Source organism: Methanolobus sp. WCC1 (assembly GCF_045690315.1).
Lineage (GTDB): Archaea > Halobacteriota > Methanosarcinia > Methanosarcinales > Methanosarcinaceae > Methanolobus > Methanolobus tindarius.
Genome location: NZ_CP146979.1, coordinates 683,031 through 707,302 on the forward strand (window position 1 = coordinate 683,031; position 24,272 = coordinate 707,302).

A 24,272-nucleotide genomic window follows, 5' to 3' on the forward strand; every position below is an offset into this window, starting at 1 on the left:
ATGCATATATCAGACGCTCACTGGACAAAGTGAGATGGACTCTGGTAAATATGCCTTCAGGTGGATGGCTCGGCTCAAGAGCTGATGAGGGACGTGCCAAGCTGCGATAAGCCCAGGGTAGGTGCATGGAGCCTATGAACCTGGGATTTCCTAATGGGTCTTCCTAACACATTTTGTGTGTTGATCAACAATGATCGGGAACGCCCCGAATTGAAGCATCTTAGTAGGGGCAGGAAAAGAAATCGAAGAGATGCCGTTAGTAATGGCGAATGAACACGGTAAAGTTCAAACTGAATCCCACTGGAAACAGATGGGAGATGTGGTGTTGTAGGTTTTCTCTAAAGATCCCATCTGGTTGAAGTTTAACTTTTCTGGAACGTTAGACCATAGAGTGTGATAGTCACGTAAGCAACAACCAAAGGATCTGGATTACAACCTGAGTAGCGTGGGTCGGAATTCCCGCGTGAATTTGGGAGGCACCAACTTCCAAAACTAAATACTCCTTGAGACCGATAGCGAACTAGTAGGGTGACCGAAAACTGAAAAGTACCCCAAGAAGGGAGGTTAAAAGTGCCTGAAACCTGGAGGCGATAGAGCGATATGGCGTTAAAGGATCTTTATTATGAAGGAAACGGTCGCGAGGCCGCAGTACGGGTAATATTGCCAATGTCATATCTTACGTTTTGAAGAACGGGCCAGGGAGTATATTCAAATGGCGATGGCTAACTTGCAAATAGGAAGCCGAAGCGAAAGCAACATGCTCGCAACCGTAAGGTGAGGAGCGACGTATACAAGTGCGTGGAGTCATTAGGATATGACCCGAAGCCGGGTGATCTAGGCGTGGGCAGGTTGAAGCGTGGCGAAAGCTACGTGGAGGACCGCAAGCGGTATTGATCTGCAAATCATTCGTGTGACCTGCGTCTCGGAGTGAAAGGCTAATCTAACCCGGCATCAGCTGGTTCCTTCCGAAACATGTCGTAGCATGACCTAACTGGAGATAGTCGGTGAAGTAGAGCACTGATTGGTGGTCCCGGGGAAGAAATTCCTCAGCTGCTTGTCAAACTCCAAACTCACCGTCGTCGAAGAAAGTTGGAGTCCGGACTACTGGGGTAAGCCTGTAGTCCGTAAGGGAGACAACCCAGCCCGTGGTTAAGGTCCCTAAGTGTCGACTAAGTGTTAATACTAAAGGGCGTCCTAAGCCCTAGACAGCTGGAAGGTTAGCTTAGAAGCAGCTATCCTTTAAAGAGTGCGTAACAGCCCACCAGTCGAGGTTTGGGGCCCCGAAAATGGACGGGGCTCAAGTCGACCACCGATACCACGGAGTACCGAAAGGTAATCTTGTAGGAAGGCGTTGCGTTCGGGCAGAAGCAGGGCTGTGAAGTCCTGTGGACCGTGCGGAAACGAAAATCCTGGTAATAGTAACAGCACAGTTAGGTGAGAATCCTAACCGCCGAAGGGGCTAGGTTTCCTCGGCAATGATCGTCAGCCGAGGGTTAGTCGGTCCTAAGACGTACCGTAATTCGAGTACGCCGAAAGGGAAACAGGTTAATATTCCTGTACCTCATGACAATAAAACCAACGTTTTTGGGCAGGCCAAGCGGCGCCGTCGCGCCGTCTAAGCAGCGAATCCTGTGGAGAGCCGTAATGGCGAGAAGCAGGCGAATCTGTAATGGCGAAAGTTGGCTGCACCCGGGAACCCGTGAAAAGGAAGTCATGGGTCCGTACCGAGAACTGACACAGGTGCCCCTAGCTGAAAAGGCTAAGGCGTGTCGGAATAATTTGGCTAAGGGAATTCGGCAAATTAGCTCCGTAACTTCGGGAGAAGGAGTGCCTGCTATGAAGATAGCAGGTCGCAGTGACAAGAGAGCTCTAACTGTCTAATATCAACATAGGAGATCGCAAACCCGTAAGGGCTAGTACGATCTCTGAATCCTGCTCAGTGCAGGTACCTGAAAACCCGGTTCAACGGGACGAAGGGCCTGTAAACAGCGGGGGTAACTATGACCCTCTTAAGGTAGCGTAGTACCTTGTCGCTTAATTGGCGACTTGCATGAATGGATCAATGAGAGCTCTACTGTCCCTAGCCAGAGTCCGGTGAAGCTTACTTTCTAGTGCACAGTCTAGAGACCTCTAGGGGGAAGTGAAGACCCCGTGGAGCTTTACTGCAGCCTGTCGCTGGGTTGTGATTTTGGATGTACAGTGTAGGTAGGAGACGTCGAAGTCGGTGCGCCAGCATCGATGGAGTCGCCATTGGGACACTACCCTTCCAGAATTACGACCCTCACTCCGAGAGGAGGACCCCGATAGGTGGGCAGTTTGCCTGGGGCGGGACGCCCTTGAAAAGATATCAAGGGCGCACAAAGGTTGACTCAAGTGGGTCGGAAACCCACTGAAGAGTGCAAGAGCATAAGTCAGCCTGACGTTATTCAGCACAGTAGTGGATGACGAGACGAAAGTCGGTTCTAGCGAACTTTTGAGCTCGCTTGGTGCGAGCCAAAAATGACAGAAAAGTTACCCCGGGGATAATTGAGTTGTTGCCGGCAAGAGCACATATCGACCCGGCAGCTTGCTACTTCGATGTCGGTTCTTTCCATCCTGGCCGTGCAGCAGCGGCCAAGGGTGAGGTTGTTCGCCTATTAAAGGAGATCGTGAGCTGGGTTTAGACCGTCGTGAGACAGGTCGGTTACTATCTACTAGAGGTGTCTGTAGTCTGAGGGTAAGCTACTTTTAGTACGAGAGGAACAGAGTAGCGGCGCCACTGGTGTATCAGTTGTCCGACAGGGCATTGCTGAGCAGCTACGCGCTAAGGAATAAGAGCTGAATGCATCTAAGCTCGAAATCTGACTTGAAAAGAGACTACATTAAGGATCCCGGTAAAAGACCGGTTTGATAGGGTCGGGATGTACGCACCAAGGCAACGAGGTGTTCAGTCCGCGGCTACTAAAAATCCGTGCCTGTCTGTCTTGCTTTGTCCAGGCGAAATCTGATATGTGTATGAGAGTATTCACGATTCATTGATAAAGTATTTATACAATGGTTTCATCCATGTATCGCTCATTGCCAAGATGGCGGAGCGGCTACGCAATCGCCTGCAGAGCGATTCCATTCCGGTTCGAATCCGGATCTTGGCTTAAACTTTATCGTTCATCGTGAGTGAGTTTGGCGGCCATAGCGGCGGGGCAATTCCTGTACCCATCCCGAACACAGAAGATAAGCCCGCCTGCGTTCTATACTGTACTAAAGTATGAGAGTCTTTGGGAAATATGGAACGCTGCCATCTCACTCACACATGATTTCTAAATTCTATTTTCTACAATTCCTTTCTATTGCAACCAACTCAACTTACAGTTTTGGATGTTTATTTTGGTAATCTAAAATGATTTGTCTTTCTCATTCAATTTTTCATCATAATCAATGTACGTACGGCGCAAAGCGCCGTACAGAGTCATAATAAAAAAGATAACTTATTCTCCAGGTGAAATTACAATTACGTCCTCATCATGGACTCTTCTCTGTGCTTCCTGATTGGCTACTTCAATGAATTCTTCATTAGCTGTTTTCTTACCTGTAACCCATTTGTCCATAATTACACAGGTCACAAGGTCTCCAGTAACATTAACAGCAGTACGGCTCATGTCAAGTATTCTGTCAACTCCTATTATGAGTGCAATACCAGAAGTTGGTATCCCAACACTGTTCAGTATCATTGCAAGGATAACAATGCCTACGCCCGGTGTTGAAGGGGTACCAATTGATGCTCCTACCACAGTCACCATAATCAATAACAGCTGTCCAAATCCAAGTTCAATTCCAAATGCCTGTGCAAGGAACACAGCTGCTATACTCTGGTAAAGAGCCGTACCATTCATATTAATAGTAGCTCCCAATGGAATCACAAATTGGGAAATAGAAGGCCTTACTCCAATATTTTCTTCCGCGGTCTTAATTGAAAGTGGCATAACAGCAGCAGAGCTTGATGTTGAAAATGCAAGTAATAATACATCACGTATAGATCTTAGAAACTTCAGTGGATTTCTTCTGGTCACAACAATAATGACAAGCATGTACACTATCAGCATCAACAACAGACCAAGTAAAACAGTTCCAACGTAAACCAGCATTCCCATTAAAGCATCTATTCCCAGGTTCAGAGTAAATTTACTGATAAGTCCAAACACGGCAATAGGTGCTAAAAGCATACTCCATCGTACAACTGTCATGCTGACTTCCTGAAGAGAACCCAGCAGCTCAAGAAGTGGTTTCGATTGCACCGGTTGCATGGAAACAAGAGCCACTCCTATTATTATGGAAAAGATAACAACCTGTAGCATCTGTCCGGTAGCAAGTGATCCCAGGGGATTTGTCGGGACGATTGTAGTTATCATTCCTGGGAGTTCAGCCACGTCGAAGGATCCAAATTCACTGGTATCGGTTTGTGTTGCATTTGATGTCATTGTCCCCTGAACAAGTTCGCTACTAATATATGTTCCAGGATTTATTGTCAGTGCAAGTGTCAGTCCTATAAGTATTGCAAGGGCAGTGGTTACAAGGAAATAAGCTACGGTTCTAAGACCTATTTTCTTTAATTGCTCCATATCCTCTCCGGCTGCAATTCCTCGAATTATCGATGCAAAAACGAGAGGTACAACGATCATCTGTAGCATCGCCAGGAAAAGATATCCTGGAAGCGCCAACCATTCACCGATAGTATAGGACATTTCCTGACTTAGTATTCCAGTCGAAGGTCCTAGTACCAGTCCTGTAACAATACCCAGCATCATTCCTATTAATATTTTTAACCAGAGTCTTCCTTTTACAAGCTCTTGAAGGTGGTAGTTCAGATTCTTAAGTGAACGCGGATGGATAAGTGTAAGAGGATCTGGTAAATTGTACCTGCCTGACATGACATTAAATTTATTTTCATCTTTAATTGCATTTATGGTGTTTTTGCAAAAGATAGGCATTTATGCAAGTTTGCACTTTATATGTTTATTTGTGAGTCATCAGGAGGAATAATATGGGACTATTCAGCAGAATGGAAACAGTAGTTAAATCAAAAATGAATAAACTTATGGATCGTATGGAAGACCCACGTGAAACACTGGATTACTCTTATGAAAAACAGCTTGAAATGCTTCAGGATGTAAAGCGCGGTGTAGCAGAAGTTGCAACTTCAAAAAAGAGACTTCAACTTCAGAGATCAAAGCTCCAGCAGAATTTGGAAAAGCTTGACAGTCAGGCAAGAGAAGCTATCAAAGCAGATCGTGAAGATCTTGCACGTCTTGCACTTGAGAGAAAGACGACTCTTAATACTCAGATTCAGGGCTTAGGCCAGCAAATTGCAGATCTTGAAAAAGAACAGGAAAAACTTGTAGCTGCCGAGAAACGCCTTTCAACCAAGGTTGAAGTATTCAGGACCAAAAAGGAAACTATCAAAGCCCAGTATTCTGCAGCCGAGGCACAGGTTAAGATCAATGAATCCGTATCAGGAATTAGTGAAGAAATGGCTGATGTAGGTCTTGCAATAGAAAGAGCTGAGAACAAAACTGAAAATATGAAAGCCCGTGCATCTGCACTCGATGAGCTTATTGATACAGGCACACTTGACGATCTTACAAGCAGTGGTGATGATATCGACAGAGAACTTGCAAAAATCAATTCAGCAACGACTGTTGACCTTGAACTTGAGAAACTCAAGAAGGAGGCAGGCAAATGATCATAAGGATAGTTGGCGAAGGCCAGTATGAAGTCCCTGAAAGCTTCTATGACGAACTGAATGTAATTGATAATAAGATTGTAGATCTTGTTTCAGAAGGAAATGAGGAAGGATACAAATCTGAGCTTGCAAAACTAATTGAAAGTATAAAATCCTGCGGAAGCCAGATCGATGATGCTGAAATAGTTGAATCAGATCTTATTGTTCCGCCAGAGGATCTGACATTCGAGGAAGCTAAGGAAGTTTTCAAAGGCGAGGGTATATTTGAGGACTAATATTTTTAGTCCTTAAATTGGCATACTCCAGAGGGGATACCATTTCCCCACTTCTTTTTCTATTGGAAGTTCATTTTCCATCAGGGATTTCAACCTGAACTCCATATTATTGTCTCTGTTGTTCTTTCCTCTTGGGGCAAATGGATAGTAATTTCCCTGCTTGAAATTATATATCCAGTATACAGGTCCATCACTTTCAAAACGATATACTGCACAGAGTATCTGTTCGCCAAATCCCTGTTCAACCAGTGTCTGTGAAATCATGTGAATGTTGGTCACAAGATCCTCAAAGTCCTTGTCCTTGAGAACAACCCACATAAAGTTATATTCATCTTTCTCGATGCTAAAATCAGTTCCTGTTTCCTTTGTGCTGAACTGAAGTAACTCTTCAATTTCATTTCTGGTGTTTGCATACTTTGACATGTCCATGGACTTAAAGCAAATACCTGCAACAGCAGATGGCTTAAGGTTCAGGTTAAGTTCCAGCGTGATTACTGCTGTTGATATGGCAAAAAGCTTGTCTGTTTTTGCTTTAGGTACCCTGCTACTCCCAAGTACGGAACCCAAAAGGTCTCGAAAACCCATCAGTACTCTATCTCCCTCTGTATTTTTTCAAGGGCAGCTATTCTTTTTTCCATGGATGGATGAGTTGACAGCATATTCATAACTGATCCCGATACGGCAGCAGGGATTATGAAAAATGCATTCATTCCTTCAACTTTACGGAGATCATCCGTTGGTACGTTTGCCATTGTTCCGCTGATTTTTCTAAGAGCTGAAATAAGCTGTGTGGGCTGACCGGTTATGAGTGCAGAGCCCCTGTCTGCTGCAAATTCTCTGTATCTTGAAAGTGCACGGATGAGCAGGAAACTTAAAACCCATACTATTATGGATACTATCCATATGGCAATTAGTCCGCCATTTGAATTTCTGCGATTTCCGCCAAAGCCTCCAAAGTAAAAACTGTATCTCACGATATAGAATGCAAGCGTTGAGATGAAACTGGCTATCGTCAAAACTGCCATATCCCTGTTCTTGACGTGACTTAGTTCGTGTGCAAGCACAGCTTCCAGTTCTCCCTGATCAAGTTTGTGCATAAGTCCCGTTGTAACTGCAACCACTGCCTTTTTAGGACTTCTGCCGGTTGCAAAGGCATTTGGTACTGAGGTATTCACAACTGCAACAGTTGGTTTTGGAAGACCCGCAATGACACAAAGTCTTGTAATTGTTTCATGGAGCTTTGGTTCTTCTGCTTCGGAAACAACATGTGCACCGGTTGACCATAGCACCAGTTTATCAGAATAATAATATTGAGCTCCCATAAATAACATAACAAACAGGAGCATAAAGCTTGCAGATGTATACTGGGAAATAAATACGAGAAATCCCAGATATACTGCAGCCAGAAGGAACATTGTCAGCAACATTCTTCCTTCAAGTCCCAGGTCTTTTTTCCATTCTACCATTTTAGCATCATCTACCAGTATTAATTTTGCTATATTATAATTTTGGAGTTTTCACTCTAAGTCCGTTTTTTCCTGATGGAGAAGTCCTTTCTGCCAGTCATTTATAATTTTGATGGCAGCTCTGTTCTCATCAATTTGGCCTTTCTTCTTCAGGAAATTGCATTGAACTCCAATCATCTCAAGCAGATCATATGAATTTTCATCAGTGAATGTGATATTGTAGAAAGATTCCAGTACTTCCCTGTCATCTTCAGCAAGCTTTTCGATGATTTTAAGCGCCACTCCTATTTGGTCTTTGATGTGTGTTGAATCTTTGATTCCCAGAAGTCCCTGTATATATTCATCATGCTCATCAAGGGGGAACACACCGGGGGTATCAAGAAAAACAATACGTGAGCCTGCATTTACTATCTGTACTCCTTTTGTATGGCCTGATATTGCAGAAGTTGAAGCTTTACCTCTTCCTGCAACACCATTAATCACAGAAGACTTTCCGGTATTCGGATAACCAATACAACCGACCTGTATATCACGACCCTGTATGTCAGCAACTTCCAGTATTTTGTGCCTAAGCATTGTTGTTCCAAATCTTTCTTTTGAGGAAACAAAAACAGTGGGAGCTATTTTTCCCATTTTCGACTTTGCTTTCTCAAGTTTTTCCTTTGGGACAAGATCACATTTGTTCATTACAATGATAAAAGGTTTTTTTGCACGTGAGATATCCTTTTCGATTTCACTGTTTCTTGTCTCATCTGGAAAACGTGCATCTACAACTTCAAGAAGGACATCAGCTTTCTTAATGACGTCCTTTACCAATAATTTCTGGCTTGCCATGGTATTTCCCGATATCAGAAAAGTTATTCTTATAATCAATTACGTATTTGATGTGTTCATATTCCCTGAAAGCTTATATTATCTTTGATAGGGTATTTCACATTATTCTGGTTTAGCGGGTTTACTAATATTTATAGCATTAATGCTCAATATATTAAGTGGGTTGATAAAATGACTGCTATATCTTTTGATTCTCAGTTATGCACTGATTGTGGAATATGTATAGTAACATGTCCACTTGGAATTATTCTGGAAGGAGATCAGGCTTCTCTAAACACTCCTTTTGTGCCGGATGAATTGAGTGTTGCCTGTGCAAAATGTGGAAGTTGCGAAGCTTACTGCCCAGAAGGAGCAATATCACCTCTTTTTAACAGATGTTATTCTGAAGTTTCATTGGAGGAGTACAGGGACATTGATCTGGAACAACTTGGTATTTATATGAGAAAACGCCGCTCAGTAAGGAATTATTCTGATGAACTTGTCAGCAAAGAAAAAATAGAACGTATACTGGACATTGTCAGATTTGCTCCCTCTGGTGTAAATATGCAACCTGTAAAGTGGTTAATTATTCATGATCCTGAAAAGGTCCGTAAAATAACTTCACTGACAATAGACTGGATGAAAGAAGTATTATCTTCAGATGAAGCTCATCCCATGAAAATGATGCTTCCTTCTCTAATATCTGCATATGAGAATGGTAAAGACCCCATATGTCGTGGTGCACCACACCTGGCTCTAGCTTATACACTTGATCTGGAATATATGGACTCTACTGAAGCTGTAATATCTCTTTCATGGTTTGAACTGGCTGCTCCTGCATTTGGTCTTGGTGCCTGTTGGGCAGGTTTTCTAAAGATTGCAGCAATAAGTTATCAACCTCTTATTGATGAACTCGATCTTCCGGAAGATCACGTTGTCAGACATGCATTGATGTTTGGATATCCTAAATACGAAGTTCAAAGAATTCCAGGTCGAAATCCTGTGGATGTAATATGGAAATAATTTGAAGTTATTTTTCTTTTATTTCCTTTCATTCTTTTTATTTCATGCTAATCTACCGTTCTCAGCAATGTTTAAGTATTAGATAAACTCTTAAGAAAAATAATACAAAATAATTTAAACAAGTTATTTAGTGGTTACAACAAATAAATTTGTTAAGCTATAACGTATTAATAGTAGTAATATTCAACCTTATGCATTATCGTTCAAAACCTGAACGCCAATTTTTATTTAGAATCGGCGTTCTCAAAGCTAATTTATTCACATAATAAATCATGACATATCCAGATAAACCCCGGGTTCTAGTTGTAGACGATGAACCGATGAATGTTGAGTTGCTTCAGGCTTACCTTTCTGAAGATTATGAAGTTCTTTCTGCCTATAATGGTCATGAGGCGCTTGAGATTATTTTTAACGATTTGCCGGATATTGTTCTTCTTGATGTCATGATGCCTGATATCAATGGTTATCAGGTCTGTGAAAGAATCAAGAATTCTGAGACCACACAATTCATTCCTGTAGTCCTTGTTACTGCTCTTTCTGGCAGAGAAGATCGTTTAAAGGGTATTGAATCAAAAGCTGATGATTTCCTGACAAAACCTGTTGACAGGCTTGAGCTAAAAATGAGGGTAAGGTCTCTTCTTCGCATTAAAAAGCTGCATGATAATGTAATTCAGGAACGTGATCAGGCACAGAATTATCTGGACGTTGCAGCTGTAATGATGCTTGCACTTGACTGTAGTCAGAATATAACTCTAATCAACAAAAGGGGCCTTGAAATTTTAGGCTGTGAAGAGTCAGAGGTTATTGGAAAGAATTTACTGGAACAGTTTATTCCTGTTTCAGCCAGATCTGAGATGGAAATCCATTTTTTAAACTCACTGAACACTTCAGGAATAGACAATACTTATTATGAATGTCCAATAATAACTAAAAACAATGATGAGCGCATGGTCAACTGGTATTCCAAACCACTTATCGATGAAAGTGGTAAGGTTACTGGTGTTCTCTTTTCAGGCCAGGATATTACTATCAGGAAAAAAGCTGAAGAAAAGCTCAGGGAGCAGACACATGCAATGGAAGCCTCTATAGATGGTATGGCTATTATTGATGAAGAAGGAATTCATAGTTATGTTAATGCTTCTCATGCACATATTTTTGGATATGATAATCCAAGAGAACTAATTGGTAAAAAATGGGATATGCTCTACAACCCTTCTGAAGTAGGACTTTTCAAATCAACAATTTTGCCTGATTTCAGAAAGAAAGGCAAATGGCAGGGTGAGCTTATTGGCAGAAGAAAAGATGGCAGTACTTTTTATCAGGAAATATCCCTGACTGCTCTTGATAAAGGTCTGATATCGGTTGTAAGGGATATATCCAAAAGAAAAGAATTTGAGTCACAATTGAATGATTATGCAGCCCGGCTTAAAACCTCAAATGAACTTAAAGATCTGTTTACAGATATTCTTCGTCATGACCTATTAAATCCGGCAGGTGTTGTAAAAGGTTTTACAGACATGCTGCTGAATGAGGAAAACGATGAGAATAAAATACACAAACTTCGACTCATAGACAGTAATGTAACCCGCCTTATTGAAATGATAGAATCTGCTGCAAAATTTGCTAAACTTGAGGACACCGAAAAATTGGAATTCAAGTCTATGGATATTGGTTCTATTCTTAAAAACGTCTCTGAAGAACTCAAACCACAACTTGAAGCAAAGGATATCACACTTGATATGAAAGTTTCCGGTCATTATCCGGCAGTAATAAACCCTCTAATTGACGGTGTTTTTACCAATTTCATATCTAATGCAATCAAATATGGTCCTTCTGAAAGTGTTGTAACCGTTGATGTGCAGGACTTAGGGGACGAATGGAAAGTAGTTGTTTCTGACAAGGGTGAAGGTATTCCTGACAAGGATAAGGTTCTGATTTTTAATCGTTTCCAGCGCCTTGCCGAGAAGAAAAAAGCAGTAAAAGGATCGGGACTGGGTCTTGCAATTGCAAAAAGAATAGTCGAACTACACGGTGGTAGCATAGGAGTGGAAGATAATCCTGTCGGCAAAGGAAGTTCTTTCTGGGCAACCGTAAAAAAAGCATGAGGAATTATTTCCCAATATCCTCATACCAGATATCTGGTTTTTGGTGAATGAACTCTTCCATGATGTTTTTGCATTCATCAATATCAAGGTCAATAACCTCAACACCATGTTCTTTCATGAACTCTGCAGCACCATCAAATGTTTTTGATTCGCCTGCGATTACTGTTTTGATGCCGAATTGAACGATAGCTCCTGCACAGAGGTAACATGGCATTAGTGTGGAATATATTGTGGTCCCCTGATATTTTCCAATCCTGCCTGCATTACGTATACAGTCAATTTCAGCATGAGCGAGAGGATCATCATGTTGAACTCTTCTATTATGACCTCTGCCAATTATTTTTCCATCTTTCATAAGGACAGAACCAATAGGAATTCCTCCTTCTTCAAGTCCCTTTTTAGCTTCATCAATAGCTGCCTGCATAAATTCATCCATAATATTCCTCTTCAAGTTTTACAGGAATTAGTATTGTTGGTACTAATATATTAGTTAGATTCAGGGCTGAATAGAAGATAGTAATAATTAATAAGGGAAAAACGGAAATTTGGATGTATGCTCTCGCATACTTTTAAATTTAAAGTGACAACATAAGGTTTCCAAAGAAACAGCTGTCTTCATGGGCACTGATTGCTGCTGGTTTAAGAAGTGATATTCCTTTGTTCATTGTTTTTGATGCTGTAAGTATATCCATAAGTGACATTTTTCCAGATTCAAATCCGTCACCAATTGTTTTCATACCCTCTATGAATCCTTCTTCAATGATATCAACCGGATCAATACCTGACCTGATTGTCTCCATTGCTACATTTGTTGCTTCAGCATCGTTGAAATTGATTACAGAATTTTTAGCCTTATTGATAAGCTCTCTCTTTGTAGAATCATTTTCATTCATGATTTTATCATTCCTCAGACATTATTCTTTGAAATTGAAAGGTTTGCTTTCTAAGCAGGTGTTCCTGCCCGGCCTTCTCTATATTTCATCTGTCATAAGAATCTTGTCTACCAGAATTATATATCTGCTCGGTAAATATATAGACTAAATATATGAATGAGGGTGTAAAAAAGTATGATATGTTCTGTTGTAATTGTACTAACTTATGCTAACCTGTGCTATCATTTTCTGACCTTGAAAACACGATCATTTTTGCGAACAATATCTTCTACAGCAAGTCCTATCTCGTTTCCTCTTTCCACCGAATCAACGTTTTTGCCTTCCAGAACAATTGATGTCACTTCCTGTTCCAGATAAGTAGTACTACCTTCAATGACTATTGTTTCTCCATTCTCGATTCCCTGTTCAAGTAGTTTAACTGCAGCAGCAGACTGCTTAGGATAATAGTTTGTGACTATTCCAACCGCTTCACGTTTAACAGGGGATGCATTCATGTCAAAATCAAATGCCAGGCCGTCTGGTCCTGGATATCCGAAATAGAATCCGGTTGAAAATCCTCTGTTGTATTCAAGTGCCATTTTCTCTTTGAGTGGGAGTACTTTGTCCCTGGTGAAATTACCTTCTTTAAACAGATCTATGGCTTTTCGATAAGATTCAGATACAGTTGCAGTATATCCGGGATTGCGTAATCTACCTTCAACCTTGAATGAATCAATTCCTGCTTTTACAAGTTCGGGTATATACTCGATCATGCAAAGATCTTTTGCACTCATCAGGTATTTTCCTTCAATATCAACTATTGCTCCATTATCAGAATGAAGGGACCATTCCCACCTGCATGGCTGGCTGCATTCTCCGCAGTTTCCTGATTTTCCAAGAAGGTATGCTGAAAGATAGCATCTGCCTGAGATTGCCTGACACATTGCGCCATGGACAAATGCTTCAAGTTCCATTTTTGTATCTTTCTTTATTTCAGCAATTTGTTCAAGGCTAAGTTCTCTTGCAAGAACCACCCGGCTGGCTCCGAGTGACCTGTAAAACTCTGCTGTTACCTGGTTTGAGACATTTGCCTGAGTTGATATGTGTATGCGAAGATCTTTTTCCGCTGCTTTTGTTATGGTGGCAGGATCCCATGCAATAACAGCATCTACTTCAGCAGAAGCTGCACATTCAAGCACTTCATCAAGCTCGGTGAGATTATCTGGATATATTACAGAGTTCACCGCCATATATCCTTTAAGCCCATGTGTATGTATTTCATCGATAAAAGACGCAAGTTTTTCAGTAGTAATCTCCTGTGCCCGGGATCTGAGACTCAGTTTGTCCAGGGAAAAGTAAACTGCATCTGCGTGTTGCTGGCATGCCTTGAGGGCTGCAAAGTTTCTAACACCCATTATAAGTTCGGGTATTTTGTATTCCTTAAGTTCCGTGGACATTGGTGTATGGATTCAAATTAAGACTTAAATCATTTGTGTTGAAAATCAAGTTAGATTGTTCAAAAGGCAATTTTTGTTCGAATCCGGGAAATTATATATACTATTATACACTATATTGCAGTATCAAGTAAGATTAGGAATGCCTAATTTTACGAGGGAATCTAAAATCATATTCCTCAATCATATTCTAAAAAACTAATGAGGTAAAAAATGGCTCCAATAATACCACTTGCTATGATGCCTGAAGGTAAAGATAGTAAGATTATTTCTATCAATGCAGGTAAATGTCTCATCAATCGCCTAAGATCAATGGGCTTTATTGAGAATACTCTGCTTAAAGTTAAAAAAGGTGTAAATGGTTCTCTTATTGTATCCGTTAACGGCTGTGATTATGCATTGGGCATGGGAATGGCCACAAAGATAATGGTGCAGGAATATTCTTCATAATATAATTTTTAAATTTTCAAAATTAAAAAAGAAATGAAGCTTTAGGGCTTCATTCATTTTTGTCTGTTTATTGTTTCCGATTATTCTTCTTTCCTTTTAATGAAGATGAAAGCAATTCCTATAATTGCTGCAATTGGTGCTGCAATAGTCGGGAACTCCGGAATTTCTTCGGTTTCAGGGAAATTGTAACCATATTCATAGATAGTCACATGACCATCATGCGCATTTGATGGTGCAGTTTCAGGAGCTGCGCAGAATAATCCGATTCTCTTTTGTTTCAGTTGCTGTTGTTCCTGCTCGACATTGACATTTTTGATGATAATAGAATGTGTTTCGTATTCAAGACCTGTGATCATGAGTGACCTGATCTTCTGCTGATTTATGTCCTGTGCAAGGTCCACGTCTGCCCAGGTATCTCCCTGCCAGACCATTTCTCCATCAATTAGAACTCTTGCAAAACCATCATTATTGTCACTTGCGAATGTAATACAGAAATTGCTAGATGGATTTTCGGTTACAATGCTCATGTAGCCATTTTCACTGATCACTGCAAGTCTGCCATCAGCATCTGTCCATGTACTTCCTACAATTGAGCTGCCGAAATATGATTCAAATCCACTGGTTATGGAATTATGGTTTCCATATGTCCATATGTCCAGAGTAGTTGTTCCTTCTGTAACAGTTATGGAAGGAGCAGCAGATACTGTTCCTGCCAGCATTATTGCAGCAATTAACATCAAAGCTATGTTTTTTAAATTGTTTTTCATATCATACCACCAAGATTTATGCAAATTATCTTTGATGGTTTCATCTTTATTATTCCGATATATAAAAACATTATGAAAAAAACAATTAAGTTATGATAATGGTCATCATCATTTCTTTAATTTAGGAAAGTTATGATTAATTTCAGTTAAGAAAAAAGAAACAAATAGGATTTAGAAATCCTTCTTATTGCCGCTTGGTCCGCGCATGTATTTTCCAAGCTCTGAATCTATAAGTTCCAGTCCGTTAAAAACTGGTCCGTCTCTACAAACTCTTAAACCTTTTTTATCAATGCAGCAAGCACCACAAACTCCAATTCCACATTTGAAATACCTGTGAAGGCTGAACTCTGTCTTATCAAGTGCATTTTCCTTTTCAAGCATTCCAAAGATGCATTTCATCATCATTTCAGGGCCACATGTGTATATCCTGTCATAGGCAGAAATATCAGTTTCTCCAAGCACGTCTGTTACAAAACCGCACCTGTGTGCAGAACCGTCATCTGTTGTAATGTGAAGTTCACCACAAGATGATAATTTATCCACAAATAGCAGTTCCTCAGCATTTCTGGCTCCTAGTATAGTAGTTATGCACACGCCTTCAGAAGCTGCATAATTTGCCAGGGTTATAATTGGTACGGTACCAACTCCACCTGCAATGAGGAGAATCTTTTCATCTTTTCCCGGAAGTGTGAAACCATTTCCAAAAGGTCCTCTGATTCCAAGCGAATCTCCTTCATTTAAGCTAAAGAGTTTTTCTGTTGCGTCTCCTACTTTCTGCACAGTGATTGAGTCTTTACCTGACAATCCCATTGGTATTTCGTCAACTCCATGAATCCATACCATTACAAATTGCCCCGGAACAGCTTCATCAAAGGATTTGTCAAAAACAAAAGTCCTTGTGGATGGAGTTTCTTTGATAATTTTGGTAATTTTGACATTAGTTGGGTACATTATATCCTCTCATGTGCAAGTCCGATGACATCTGTTATGTCCTTGTATCCTTTTTCAGCAACAAAATTATCAATTCCTGTTGAAATCGAGCTGAAAACCTCAATTCCTTCATGAACTGCGGAACCAATCTGGACTGCAGTAGCTCCTGCCATCATCATTTCAATAGCGTCCTGCCAGGTGTAAACGCCTCCAACACCTATTACAGGCATGTCAAGGGCTGTATAAAGGTCATAAATACATTTGACAGCAACAGGTTTCACAGCTTTCCCTGAAAGTCCTCCAAACCTGTTTCCAAGAATGGGATATCCACTTTCAATGTCAATTGCCATGCCTTTTACAGTATTGATAGCAACAACTGCGTCAGCTCCTCCTCTCTGGGCAGCGTCTCCAATTGATACTATATCTGTAACGTTAGGTGTTAGTTTTACCCATACAGGTATGTCAACTGCATCTTTTACGGCGGCTGTGATACTCTCAACTGCATCAGGATTGCTTCCCACTGATGCACCATATCCAAGTGCATGTGGACAGCTTACATTAAGCTCAAAAACATCAGGATTTGACTCCAGAAGTCCCTGGGCAACTTCGACAAACTCTTCCTCTGTTCCTCCAAATATACTTGCAATTACCGGAATACCGGATTCCTTCTTGGCAATTGAGAGTTCATTTTTAAAATCAGGATAAGATGGATTTGGCAAACCCATGGCATTTAAAAATCCATAACCCAGGTCCATCATACTTGGGTTTTTGTGTCCTTCCTTTGGTTCCGGGCCAATGGACTTTGTAACCACAGCACCGGCTCCTTCTTTTGCTACACGTGCAAGGGATGCGCCTGTGGTTCCCATAATCCCGGCAGCCAGTATGGTTGGATTTTCAAGTTCGATTCCGGTAACTTTAATCATATTGTCCCTGCACCTCTTCGGCTGTTCCTGCACTCAACTGGCAGACTGCTCTTTGTACAAGTTCCTTGCCGCCCATTTGTACCAGTTCTTTAGCGATCATTCTGGCATGTTCTTGGTATGTTTCAGCCTGAATCACTTCTTCAATGCGGACGTGTTCTGAACCGTCAAGTGCCAGTACTTCACAGCAAATGCTGATTTCATCATCGTTGATAAACTGAGCAAAGGAACCTATTGGTGCAGTGCATCCGCCTTCGACATCAGTGATAACTATACGTTCAATTTCAGTTTCAATTCTTGTCTGCTGGTGATCAAGATTGGATGTTACTTCTTCTGCCTCGCTTCCGGCAGGTGTGACTACAGCTATAGTTCCCTGGTTTGCTGAAGGGCAAAAAAATTGTGTGTCAAGACGTTCAACATCCATCTCCCAGCCCATTCTCTGGAGACCTGCTTCAGCAAGAAGAATTCCATCATAAAGCCCTTCTTCAAGTTTTCTAATCCTTGTATTGATGTTTCCTCTAAGATCCTGCACATGAAGATCAGGTCTGTACCTTAGTACCTGAGCTCTTCTGCGCATGGAAGATGTGCCTATGACAGCTCCTTCAGGAAGATCATCTATTCTTGAACCGTCGGTAGTAAGAAGTACATCACATGGTGAATCGCGTTTAAGAACTGCGGATGTAGCAAGCTCTTCTGGGCGAATTGTGGGCAGGTCTTTCATGGAGTGTACTGATATATCGATCTCTCCATCAATCATCCTGTCATCCAGTTCCCTGACAAATGCACCTACTCCTGCAACTTCATGAAGTGGCCTGTCTGTGAATGTGTCGCCTGATGTCTTTATTATTTTCCTGGTTGTGCTGACACCAAGTTCTGCAAGCATTCCTTCAATAGTTTCTGTCTGTGCAAGAGCCAGAGCACTTCCACGGGTTCCTATTATCATGTGAATTCACCGTTTATTTAAGGTTAGCTTCGTAAGCGATGAGTGTCTTTTCAATATCATCTTCGCTGTGCGCAGTTGATATGAAGTTCGTCTCAAACTGTGATGGAGGAATGAAAACACCGCTGTCAAGCATCTTAAAGAAGAACTGTACATATCCTTCCTTGTCGCATTTGAGTACATCCTGATAGTTCAGTGGTTTATCTCCAAAGAAAATCTTGAACATTGATGAAATGCCAACTACATTGTAATCGAGATTAAGATCTGAAACGATTTCTGATAACCTGCTTCTCATCATGTCACCGGTTGCATTGAGCTTCTTATGTACTTCTTCCTTCTCAAGCACATCAAGTACTGCAAGTCCCGCTGCAACTGAAGCCGGGCTTCCACTGAAGGTTCCTGCCTGGTAGACACTTCCGGATGGTGCGATCATTTCGATGATCTCCTTCTTTCCTCCGAAAACACCAATTGGCATTCCACCGCCAACAATCTTACCCAGTGTTGTCATATCCGGTGTAACACCAAAATATTCCTGAGCTCCACCCATTGCAAGTCTGAATCCGGTGATGACTTCGTCAAATATGAGAACTACGTCATTCTCTTCTGTGACCTTGCGGACATCCTTAAGGTAATCTCCTTCAGGAAGAACCGGACCAATATTACCCATGACAGGTTCCATTATGACTGCTGCCATATCGTCCTGGTTCTTTTCAATCAACTGTGTGAGTGCTTCAATATCGTTAAAAGGTGTCTGTAATGTGTGTTTTGTAAAGTCTTCCGGGATTCCAAGTGAATCTGGTTTCCCAAGGGTTGTTGCACCGGAACCTGCTTTGACAAGTACTGCATCGTGTGCACCGTGGAAACCACCTTCTATCTTGATGAACTTGTTCTTACCTGTAAATCCTCTTGCTGCACGAAGCGCGCTCATGGTTGCTTCGGTTCCTGTTGAAACAAACCTGAGCATGTCAATGCTCGGGTAAAGTGCTGCAATCTTCTCGGCAAGGTTTACTTCAAGGTCTGTTGGAGTGCCGTAAAGCCATCCTTTTTCAAGCTGGTTAATTATTGCCTGCTTGATGGAGGGATTTGCATGTCCCAGAATATTTGGTCCGTATGCGAGACAGTAATCGATGTACTCGTTTCCATCGATATCTTTTATCTTTGAACCGTTTGCAGATTCAGTGTAAAATGGGTATGGTTTGATAGCTCTTACCGGACTACTGACTCCTCCTGGGAGGAGGGTTCTTGCTTTATTGTATAAATCTCTGGACTTATCTAATGACATAAAAACACCCTGTAATCATTTTAACATCTGTGCCATTTCCTTGGCAAAATAGGTAATTATCATATCAGCACCTGCACGTTTGATGGACATCAGTGATTCATGCATCACCTGTTTCTCATCAAGCCATCCATTCTGTGCTGCTGCCTTAAGCATTGAGTATTCGCCGCTGACATTGTATGCTGCCGTTGGCATCTGGAATTCAGTCTTGAGGCGGTATATAATATCAAGATATGGGAGTGCCGGCTTGACCATTATTATATCTGCACCTTCTTCGATATCAAGTGCAGTTTCCATAAGTGCCTCGTCGGAGTTTGCCGGGTCCATCTGGTGTGTAGACCTGTCTCCGAAACAACATCCTGATCCCGCTGCATCCCTGAATGGGCCGTAGAATGCTGAAGAATATTTTGCAGCATAGGACATAATTGGTGTGTTGTGGAAATTGTTATTGTCAAGCTCACTGCGAATTGCAGATATCATGCCGTCCATCATTCCTGATGGTGCAACCATGTCCGCTCCGGCTTTTACGTGGCTGACTGCTGTCTTTCCAAGCAGTGGAAGAGTTGGGTCGTTCATGATTTCCTCAGTATCAAAATCAACCATTCCGCAGTGTCCGTGGCTGGTGTACTCGCAGAGGCAGACATCGGTAATCACAAGCATATCTTTTCCGAGTTCATTCTTGATCTCGCGTATTGCCTGCTGTACAACATCTTCATCTCCCCATGCACTGCTTCCTTTCTCATCCTTGTGTTCCGGTATACCGAAGAGAATCATGGCAGGTATCCCGAGATCAGCAGCTTCTTTTGCATCGTCTGCAACCATATTCAATGGCAGGTTGAACACCCCTGGCATGGATGCTACTTCTTCCGGCTTGTTTATTGTTTCATTGACAAAAACCGGATATATCAGGTCGTTGACCGACAGTGAAGTTTCACGTACCAGGTCTTTTATCTTGCCGCTTCTTAGCCTTCTCATTCTGCGCTCGGGGAACATTTTAACAGCTCACTCTTATCTTTAATGTTTGATCTATTAGCGATAAATACTCTGGCAACAGACTCAAGCAACTCATCGTCACCGATTTCTGCCGCATATCTGATTACCTTGGTTGGTTCTGCCAGCATTTTATTGATAATGGAGTGTGTCAGATCTTCAATTATCTGCTGCTCTGTCTCTCCAATAGTATGGTAAGCACCCAGTTTTGTGATAGCTTTATCTTTTTCATTTACACGGAGTTTATATGACTGGGCATACAATTCAGATACAAGTGTGTCAGCTCTCTGTCTCTTGTACTGCTTTATTAGAAGTTCAAATTCCTCATCAATTATTGCCTGGGCTTTTTTAGCCTCTTCCATTCTAAGTTCCAGATTCTTCTCATTTATTACTCTGAGGTTATCTATATTATAGAGAGTCACATGGGGGATATCGTCTATTGAAGGGTCAATATCTCTGGGATTCGCAATATCAATTAAAAGCAGTTCCTTTTCTCTGAAATTCATTGCTTTTTCTATCTGCTCGTACTTCAGGACGTAATGGGGTGCACCGGTTGCACTGATAACAACATCAGCTCTACTGAGGTTCTCATCGATCTGATCAAAGTGTACTGCGTGTCCTCCCATCTCATCAGCAAGGTCCTTTGCAGTTTCGTATGTACGGTTGGCAATATACATCAGCTCGATTTCCCTGTGGGAAAGTGCCCTTGTGACAAGTGTTCCCATTTCACCGGTTCCAATGACAAGTACCATTTTGTTCTGGAGGTCGCCAACTGTGTCTTCTGCAAGGTCAACTGATGCTGATGCAATTGAAAGTGCACCGCGGTTAATTTCAGTCTCGGTCCTTACACGTTTTCCTACCTGAATTGCTTTACTGAATGCAGTATCCAGCATTTTACCAGTTGTTCCAAGTTTCTTGGCAACAAGATACAGGTCTTTAATCTGACCGAGGATCTGGTCTTCACCGATTATCATGGATTCAAGACCACATGCAAGCCTTAGCAGGTGCATGATAGATTCTTCATGTTCAAAAAAGTCTATAATATTAGAGGAAAGTCCCATTTTCTTGGCAAACTGGAACAGGACAGTACTGCCCTTTGGCGAAACAACATATATTTCCACGCGGTTGCAGGTTTTAAGTACGGCACACTCGCAAACCAGATCAAGGGAGTGCAGGTCCTTGAGCATTTTTTCTATGTCCCCTTCCCATGCTTCCTCGATCTCTTCCACGGTTGCTTTGGAATGGGTTATCACCATACTGGTTATTTCAGTCATGGTTACCTCGTGTTTTACAATAATTCAAATAGCGGTGTCTGTAGTACATGTTCATCTGACTTTCTCGCTCATTTTCTTCCTTACTATACCCTGTGCTGTATTAAACCCTTTTTCATATGATTCTTCAAGCCCTTTCCACACTTCTTCGCTCTCAAGTATGTCCCACAATATATCTTTCCTGTCTCTCTGGTCAGGTACTTCACTTTTAAGATACGTTCTCATTTCATCCTGTATCTTTATCATATCACCAAATTCAGGAGTAATGATTTTCTCTACCTGCCTGCGTGTAAATCTTGAAAAAGCGGGGCTTGAGCCTGCTGTGGAAATGCTTATGGTAAGCCCGCCACGTTTGATCACAGCAGGTACGGTAACGTCACCAATGGCATCAACTTCGTTTGTCAGTATCCCAAAGGATTTGGACAGCTTAACAATTCTTTCATTTATGCTTCTGTCATTGGTGGCAGGTATAACAAGAAATGCATCTCTGATAACATCATTGATCTCATCATCTGTGAGCTTTCCTGCATCTGCTTTGATTAGCTGGATGCTGCATTTGTCTTCAAGCTCATAAAAAATATCGTAAAAACTTCGGCTGACTACCGTAACTTTTGCATATTCTGAGAACAGGTTAGCTTTTCTTTCCCCGACAGATCCACTTCCGAATATTACGACTTTCTTGTCGCTCATATCTATCAGCAGTGGCAGGAAGTGGTTCTTGTCTTTCATATCTCCATCTCCGGAAATGATTGCCTTCTGCTTTTCCCGGTAAAATTAGTTAAAGATTGCGATTACAACCGAACTCCAGTTTTCTTGAATTCCCTGTCACTATAAAGAAGTTTGTAATCTTTGATGCCTGTTGCCTCTGAGATCCTTGCAGCAACTTCCTCGCAGTCTTCCTTTGTATATGAGTGGACCATTGCAAACAGGTTATAGTCCCATCCCGGAGCACGTGGCCTTTCATAGCAGTGTGTGACTTCGGAGAATCCTGCCATAATTGTACCAACTTCCTCTGTTCTCTCATCAGGTACATTCCAGACACACATTGCGTTTGCAACAATTCCAATATCCCTATGTCCTATGGATGCTCCGAACCTTCGGATAATATCTTTTTCCTGCATTTTTTTCAGTCGGTCTATTACTTCCTGCTCGCTGATGCCAAGTTTACTGGCAATATCTGCAAAGGGTGATTTTTTAAGTGGGATGCCGTTCTGTGTCATTTTTATTATTTTTTCATCAATGTCATCCAGATTTTCTGCCATAATTGTCACCCATCACTTTATGTTGAACCTGACTCCGATCTTGAACAGTTTTTTTGTCGGAAGGTCAACAAACTCCACTCCGGTTTTTTCATGGAGCTCTTCTAATATAGTGTCTATTCTTTCCCTGTTAGCTGCAGAAATTGTGAACCATATATTGAATTTCTCAGGCCTGTGATAGTTGTGGGATACTTCGTGATACTCGTTGATGTATTCAGCCACCTCATCAACTTTCTCTTCAGGAACACTGGCAGCAACAAGTGTGCTTGTTCCTCCGACTCCCCTGCGGTTAATTATAGGTCCTATCTTCCTGACTGCACCTTCATCGTGCAGTCTGTCAAGCCTCTCAATTATTTCGTTTTCACTGATGCCCAGCTCATCTCCCAGTTTTGTGTAGGGCTCTGTTTCCAGAGGAAATCCAAACTGGATAGTGTTGAGTATCTTTTTATCGGTATCATCAAGAAATATCATTAAAATCACTGTTTTTTAGGTACATATATGCAGTAGGGTTCTTCTTCAAGATAGTCTCCGGTGGCAGCGTAAGCCCGGGCACGGCATCCTCCACATACTGTATTATATTCGCATATTCCGCATTTTCCCTTAAGTTTTGAAACATCACGCAGGTCGTTGAATACTTTTGAGTTCTCCCAGATATCCTTAAAACTCTGCTCTTTTATGTTTCCTGCAAGTGCGGGCAGGTATCCGCAGGGGAAAACATCTCCTGTGCTTGATACGAAGCAAAAACCTGTTCCTCCGAGACATCCTTTTGTCATTGCTTCGTAACCGTGGGTCTTGACACTTATCTCGATGCCTTCCTTTTCTGCGCGCTGGCGCATTATCCTGAAATAATGAGGTGCACATGTTGCTTTAAGCTGAATGCCTGCATCCTTCTGCCTGTCGTAGAACCAGTTTAGTATCCTTTCATATTCCACAGGCGGGATTTCATCATTTTCAAGTTCCTTGCCCCTGCCTGTTGGTACCAGCAGGAAAATATGAAGTGCATCCGCACCAAGTTCCTTTGCCATTTCCAGTATTTCCGGAATTTCATCAATGGTGCGTTTTGTGATAGTTGGATTTATCTGGAAACCTATTCCTGCATCTTTCAAATTCTCTATTCCTGTTATTGCACCATCAAATGCCCCTGGCATGCAACGGAAGTCATCGTGGGTTTTAGAACTTGAACCATCAAGGCTGATGCTGACTCTCTGTATGCCGACACTTTTTATTTTATCTGCCATTTCAGGTGTGACAAGTGTGCCGTTTGTTGCCATTGCAACACGCAGGCCTTTTTCAGTGGCATACTTTGCAATCTCGAAAATGTCATCTCTTACAAGAGGCTCTCCGCCACTTAGTATGAGTATCGGGTTTCCCATTTCCTTTATTTCATCTACGAAATGAAGTGCTTCTTCGGTTGTAAGTTCACCTTCTGGTTTTTTCTCAGTGGATGATCCTCTGCAATGTTTGCATGAAAGGTTGCATCCTGCTGTTGTTTCCCAGGCGATAAGTCTTGGAGGTTTTGCCATAATTGATCATGAAGATTTTTTGTTCGTATGTTTACCTATATATAGGATGGAACTATACTACTGCACACCCATATTAATACTTGATTATCAGGGCAAATCAATAATGTATACATTGGTTCATTTGTGTCTGATTATTGATAGAAGGGTTTGTCTTAATGCTCATGACAAACAATAGGCTGATATAGAGGTGATTCTTTATAGGCGCGTTAGATATTGCAT

Annotated in this window: 23 protein-coding genes, 1 tRNA gene and 2 rRNA genes; 8 read left to right on the plus strand and 18 right to left on the minus strand. The window is 41.7% G+C overall.

The window, feature by feature from the left end; all coding sequences use genetic code 11:
- The first annotated feature begins 36 nt into the window (after nt 1–36).
- The 3 genes from V7O61_RS03385 to rrf all read left to right on the plus strand — a co-directional run bounded on the left by V7O61_RS03385 (nt 37) and on the right by rrf (nt 3,280).
- A 23S ribosomal RNA gene (locus V7O61_RS03385) occupies nt 37–2,962 on the plus strand.
- Between the two features lie 97 nt (nt 2,963–3,059).
- Nucleotides 3,060–3,131 (plus strand) — tRNA-Cys (locus V7O61_RS03390).
- Between the two features lie 27 nt (nt 3,132–3,158).
- Nucleotides 3,159–3,280: ribosomal RNA gene (rrf, locus tag V7O61_RS03395) — 5S ribosomal RNA — on the plus strand.
- Nucleotides 3,281–3,464: 184 nt separating this feature from the next.
- Here rrf and V7O61_RS03400 read toward each other — a convergent pair.
- Entirely contained in the window at nt 3,465–4,904 is a 1,440-nt protein-coding gene (locus V7O61_RS03400; protein ID WP_407283425.1) for a dicarboxylate/amino acid:cation symporter, read from the minus strand.
- A 113-nt stretch (nt 4,905–5,017) separates the two neighbouring features.
- Between V7O61_RS03400 and V7O61_RS03405 the strand changes: the two genes are divergently transcribed.
- Nucleotides 5,018–5,716, plus strand: coding sequence for a PspA/IM30 family protein (locus tag V7O61_RS03405; RefSeq protein WP_407282707.1), 699 nt, complete (start codon nt 5,018–5,020; stop codon nt 5,714–5,716).
- On the plus strand, nt 5,713–5,991 hold the full coding sequence (gene pspAA / locus V7O61_RS03410; protein ID WP_023844457.1) for a PspA-associated protein PspAA: 279 nt from the start codon (nt 5,713–5,715) through the stop codon (nt 5,989–5,991). Before V7O61_RS03405 ends, pspAA begins: the two co-directional genes overlap by 4 nt.
- 12 nt (nt 5,992–6,003) lie before the next feature.
- Here pspAA and pspAB read toward each other — a convergent pair whose 3' ends face one another.
- Genes pspAB through V7O61_RS03425 form a run of 3 tightly spaced genes read right to left on the minus strand, consistent with a single transcriptional unit; the run spans nt 6,004 to nt 8,291 of the window.
- Nucleotides 6,004–6,576 (minus strand): PspA-associated protein PspAB, encoded by a 573-nt coding sequence (pspAB, locus tag V7O61_RS03415; protein WP_407282706.1) that lies wholly within the window; start codon nt 6,574–6,576, stop codon nt 6,004–6,006.
- Complete coding sequence (gene htpX / locus V7O61_RS03420) at nt 6,576–7,457, minus strand: zinc metalloprotease HtpX (RefSeq protein WP_407282705.1); 882 nt, start codon at nt 7,455–7,457, stop codon at nt 6,576–6,578. Before htpX ends, pspAB begins: the two co-directional genes overlap by 1 nt.
- A 51-nt stretch (nt 7,458–7,508) precedes the next feature.
- Nucleotides 7,509–8,291: a GTPase gene (locus tag V7O61_RS03425; protein WP_407282704.1), complete on the minus strand. Its 783-nt coding sequence runs from the start codon at nt 8,289–8,291 to the stop codon at nt 7,509–7,511.
- A 171-nt stretch (nt 8,292–8,462) separates the two neighbouring features.
- On the opposite strand from V7O61_RS03425, the gene V7O61_RS03430 reads away from it, so the two are divergent.
- Together V7O61_RS03430 and V7O61_RS03435 are read left to right on the plus strand one after the other, a co-directional pair.
- Nucleotides 8,463–9,293, plus strand: a complete 831-nt coding sequence (locus V7O61_RS03430; RefSeq protein WP_407282703.1) for a nitroreductase family protein — start codon at nt 8,463–8,465, stop codon at nt 9,291–9,293.
- Nucleotides 9,294–9,565: 272 nt separating this feature from the next.
- Nucleotides 9,566–11,398 (plus strand): PAS domain S-box protein, encoded by a 1,833-nt coding sequence (locus V7O61_RS03435; protein ID WP_407282702.1) that lies wholly within the window; start codon nt 9,566–9,568, stop codon nt 11,396–11,398.
- A gap of 4 nt (nt 11,399–11,402) precedes the next feature.
- Here the strand turns inward: V7O61_RS03435 and V7O61_RS03440 are convergent, their stop codons facing one another.
- The 3 genes from V7O61_RS03440 to V7O61_RS03450 form a co-directional block, all read right to left on the minus strand.
- The gene (locus V7O61_RS03440; protein WP_023844451.1) at nt 11,403–11,834 is read right to left on the minus strand and encodes a nucleoside deaminase; all 432 of its coding nucleotides are present in this window, start codon (nt 11,832–11,834) and stop codon (nt 11,403–11,405) included.
- A gap of 139 nt (nt 11,835–11,973) precedes the next feature.
- Nucleotides 11,974–12,291, minus strand: a complete 318-nt coding sequence (locus V7O61_RS03445; RefSeq protein WP_023844450.1) for a B12-binding domain-containing protein — start codon at nt 12,289–12,291, stop codon at nt 11,974–11,976.
- 221 nt (nt 12,292–12,512) lie between these two features.
- Entirely contained in the window at nt 12,513–13,727 is a 1,215-nt protein-coding gene (locus tag V7O61_RS03450; RefSeq protein ID WP_288069793.1) for a peptidase U32 family protein, read from the minus strand.
- A gap of 210 nt (nt 13,728–13,937) precedes the next feature.
- Between V7O61_RS03450 and V7O61_RS03455 the strand changes: the two genes are divergently transcribed.
- Nucleotides 13,938–14,174 (plus strand): FeoA family protein, encoded by a 237-nt coding sequence (locus V7O61_RS03455; RefSeq protein WP_023844448.1) that lies wholly within the window; start codon nt 13,938–13,940, stop codon nt 14,172–14,174.
- 80 nt (nt 14,175–14,254) lie between these two features.
- Here the strand turns inward: V7O61_RS03455 and V7O61_RS03460 are convergent, their stop codons facing one another.
- From V7O61_RS03460 to ahbD, 11 genes are all read right to left on the minus strand, one after another.
- Entirely contained in the window at nt 14,255–14,941 is a 687-nt protein-coding gene (locus tag V7O61_RS03460) for a PEF-CTERM sorting domain-containing protein (protein WP_023844447.1), read from the minus strand.
- Nucleotides 14,942–15,112: 171 nt separating this feature from the next.
- Nucleotides 15,113–15,892, minus strand: a complete 780-nt coding sequence (locus V7O61_RS03465; RefSeq protein ID WP_407282701.1) for a dihydroorotate dehydrogenase electron transfer subunit — start codon at nt 15,890–15,892, stop codon at nt 15,113–15,115.
- Nucleotides 15,892–16,794, minus strand: a complete 903-nt coding sequence (locus V7O61_RS03470; protein ID WP_407282700.1) for a dihydroorotate dehydrogenase — start codon at nt 16,792–16,794, stop codon at nt 15,892–15,894. The genes V7O61_RS03465 and V7O61_RS03470 overlap by 1 nt, the downstream gene beginning before the upstream one ends.
- Nucleotides 16,787–17,734, minus strand: a complete 948-nt coding sequence (gene hemC / locus V7O61_RS03475) for a hydroxymethylbilane synthase (protein ID WP_407282699.1) — start codon at nt 17,732–17,734, stop codon at nt 16,787–16,789. The genes V7O61_RS03470 and hemC overlap by 8 nt, the downstream gene beginning before the upstream one ends.
- A 13-nt stretch (nt 17,735–17,747) precedes the next feature.
- Nucleotides 17,748–19,013 carry a glutamate-1-semialdehyde 2,1-aminomutase gene (hemL, locus tag V7O61_RS03480; protein WP_407282698.1) on the minus strand — a complete coding sequence of 422 codons (1,266 nt, stop codon included), beginning with the start codon at nt 19,011–19,013 and terminating at the stop codon, nt 17,748–17,750.
- 15 nt (nt 19,014–19,028) lie between these two features.
- Entirely contained in the window at nt 19,029–20,003 is a 975-nt protein-coding gene (gene hemB / locus V7O61_RS03485) for a porphobilinogen synthase (protein ID WP_407282697.1), read from the minus strand.
- Nucleotides 19,982–21,274 (minus strand): glutamyl-tRNA reductase, encoded by a 1,293-nt coding sequence (hemA, locus tag V7O61_RS03490; protein WP_288069782.1) that lies wholly within the window; start codon nt 21,272–21,274, stop codon nt 19,982–19,984. The genes hemB and hemA overlap by 22 nt, the downstream gene beginning before the upstream one ends.
- Before the next feature lie 51 nt (nt 21,275–21,325).
- Nucleotides 21,326–22,000, minus strand: coding sequence for a bifunctional precorrin-2 dehydrogenase/sirohydrochlorin ferrochelatase (locus V7O61_RS03495; protein WP_407282696.1), 675 nt, complete (start codon nt 21,998–22,000; stop codon nt 21,326–21,328).
- Nucleotides 22,001–22,062: 62 nt separating this feature from the next.
- Nucleotides 22,063–22,533: a siroheme decarboxylase subunit beta gene (gene ahbB, locus V7O61_RS03500; protein ID WP_023844439.1), complete on the minus strand. Its 471-nt coding sequence runs from the start codon at nt 22,531–22,533 to the stop codon at nt 22,063–22,065.
- 12 nt (nt 22,534–22,545) lie between these two features.
- Nucleotides 22,546–23,001, minus strand: coding sequence for an AsnC family transcriptional regulator (locus V7O61_RS03505; protein WP_407282695.1), 456 nt, complete (start codon nt 22,999–23,001; stop codon nt 22,546–22,548).
- Between the two features lie 5 nt (nt 23,002–23,006).
- Complete coding sequence (gene ahbD / locus V7O61_RS03510; protein ID WP_407282694.1) at nt 23,007–24,053, minus strand: heme b synthase; 1,047 nt, start codon at nt 24,051–24,053, stop codon at nt 23,007–23,009.
- Nucleotides 24,054–24,272: the final 219 nt, after the last annotated feature.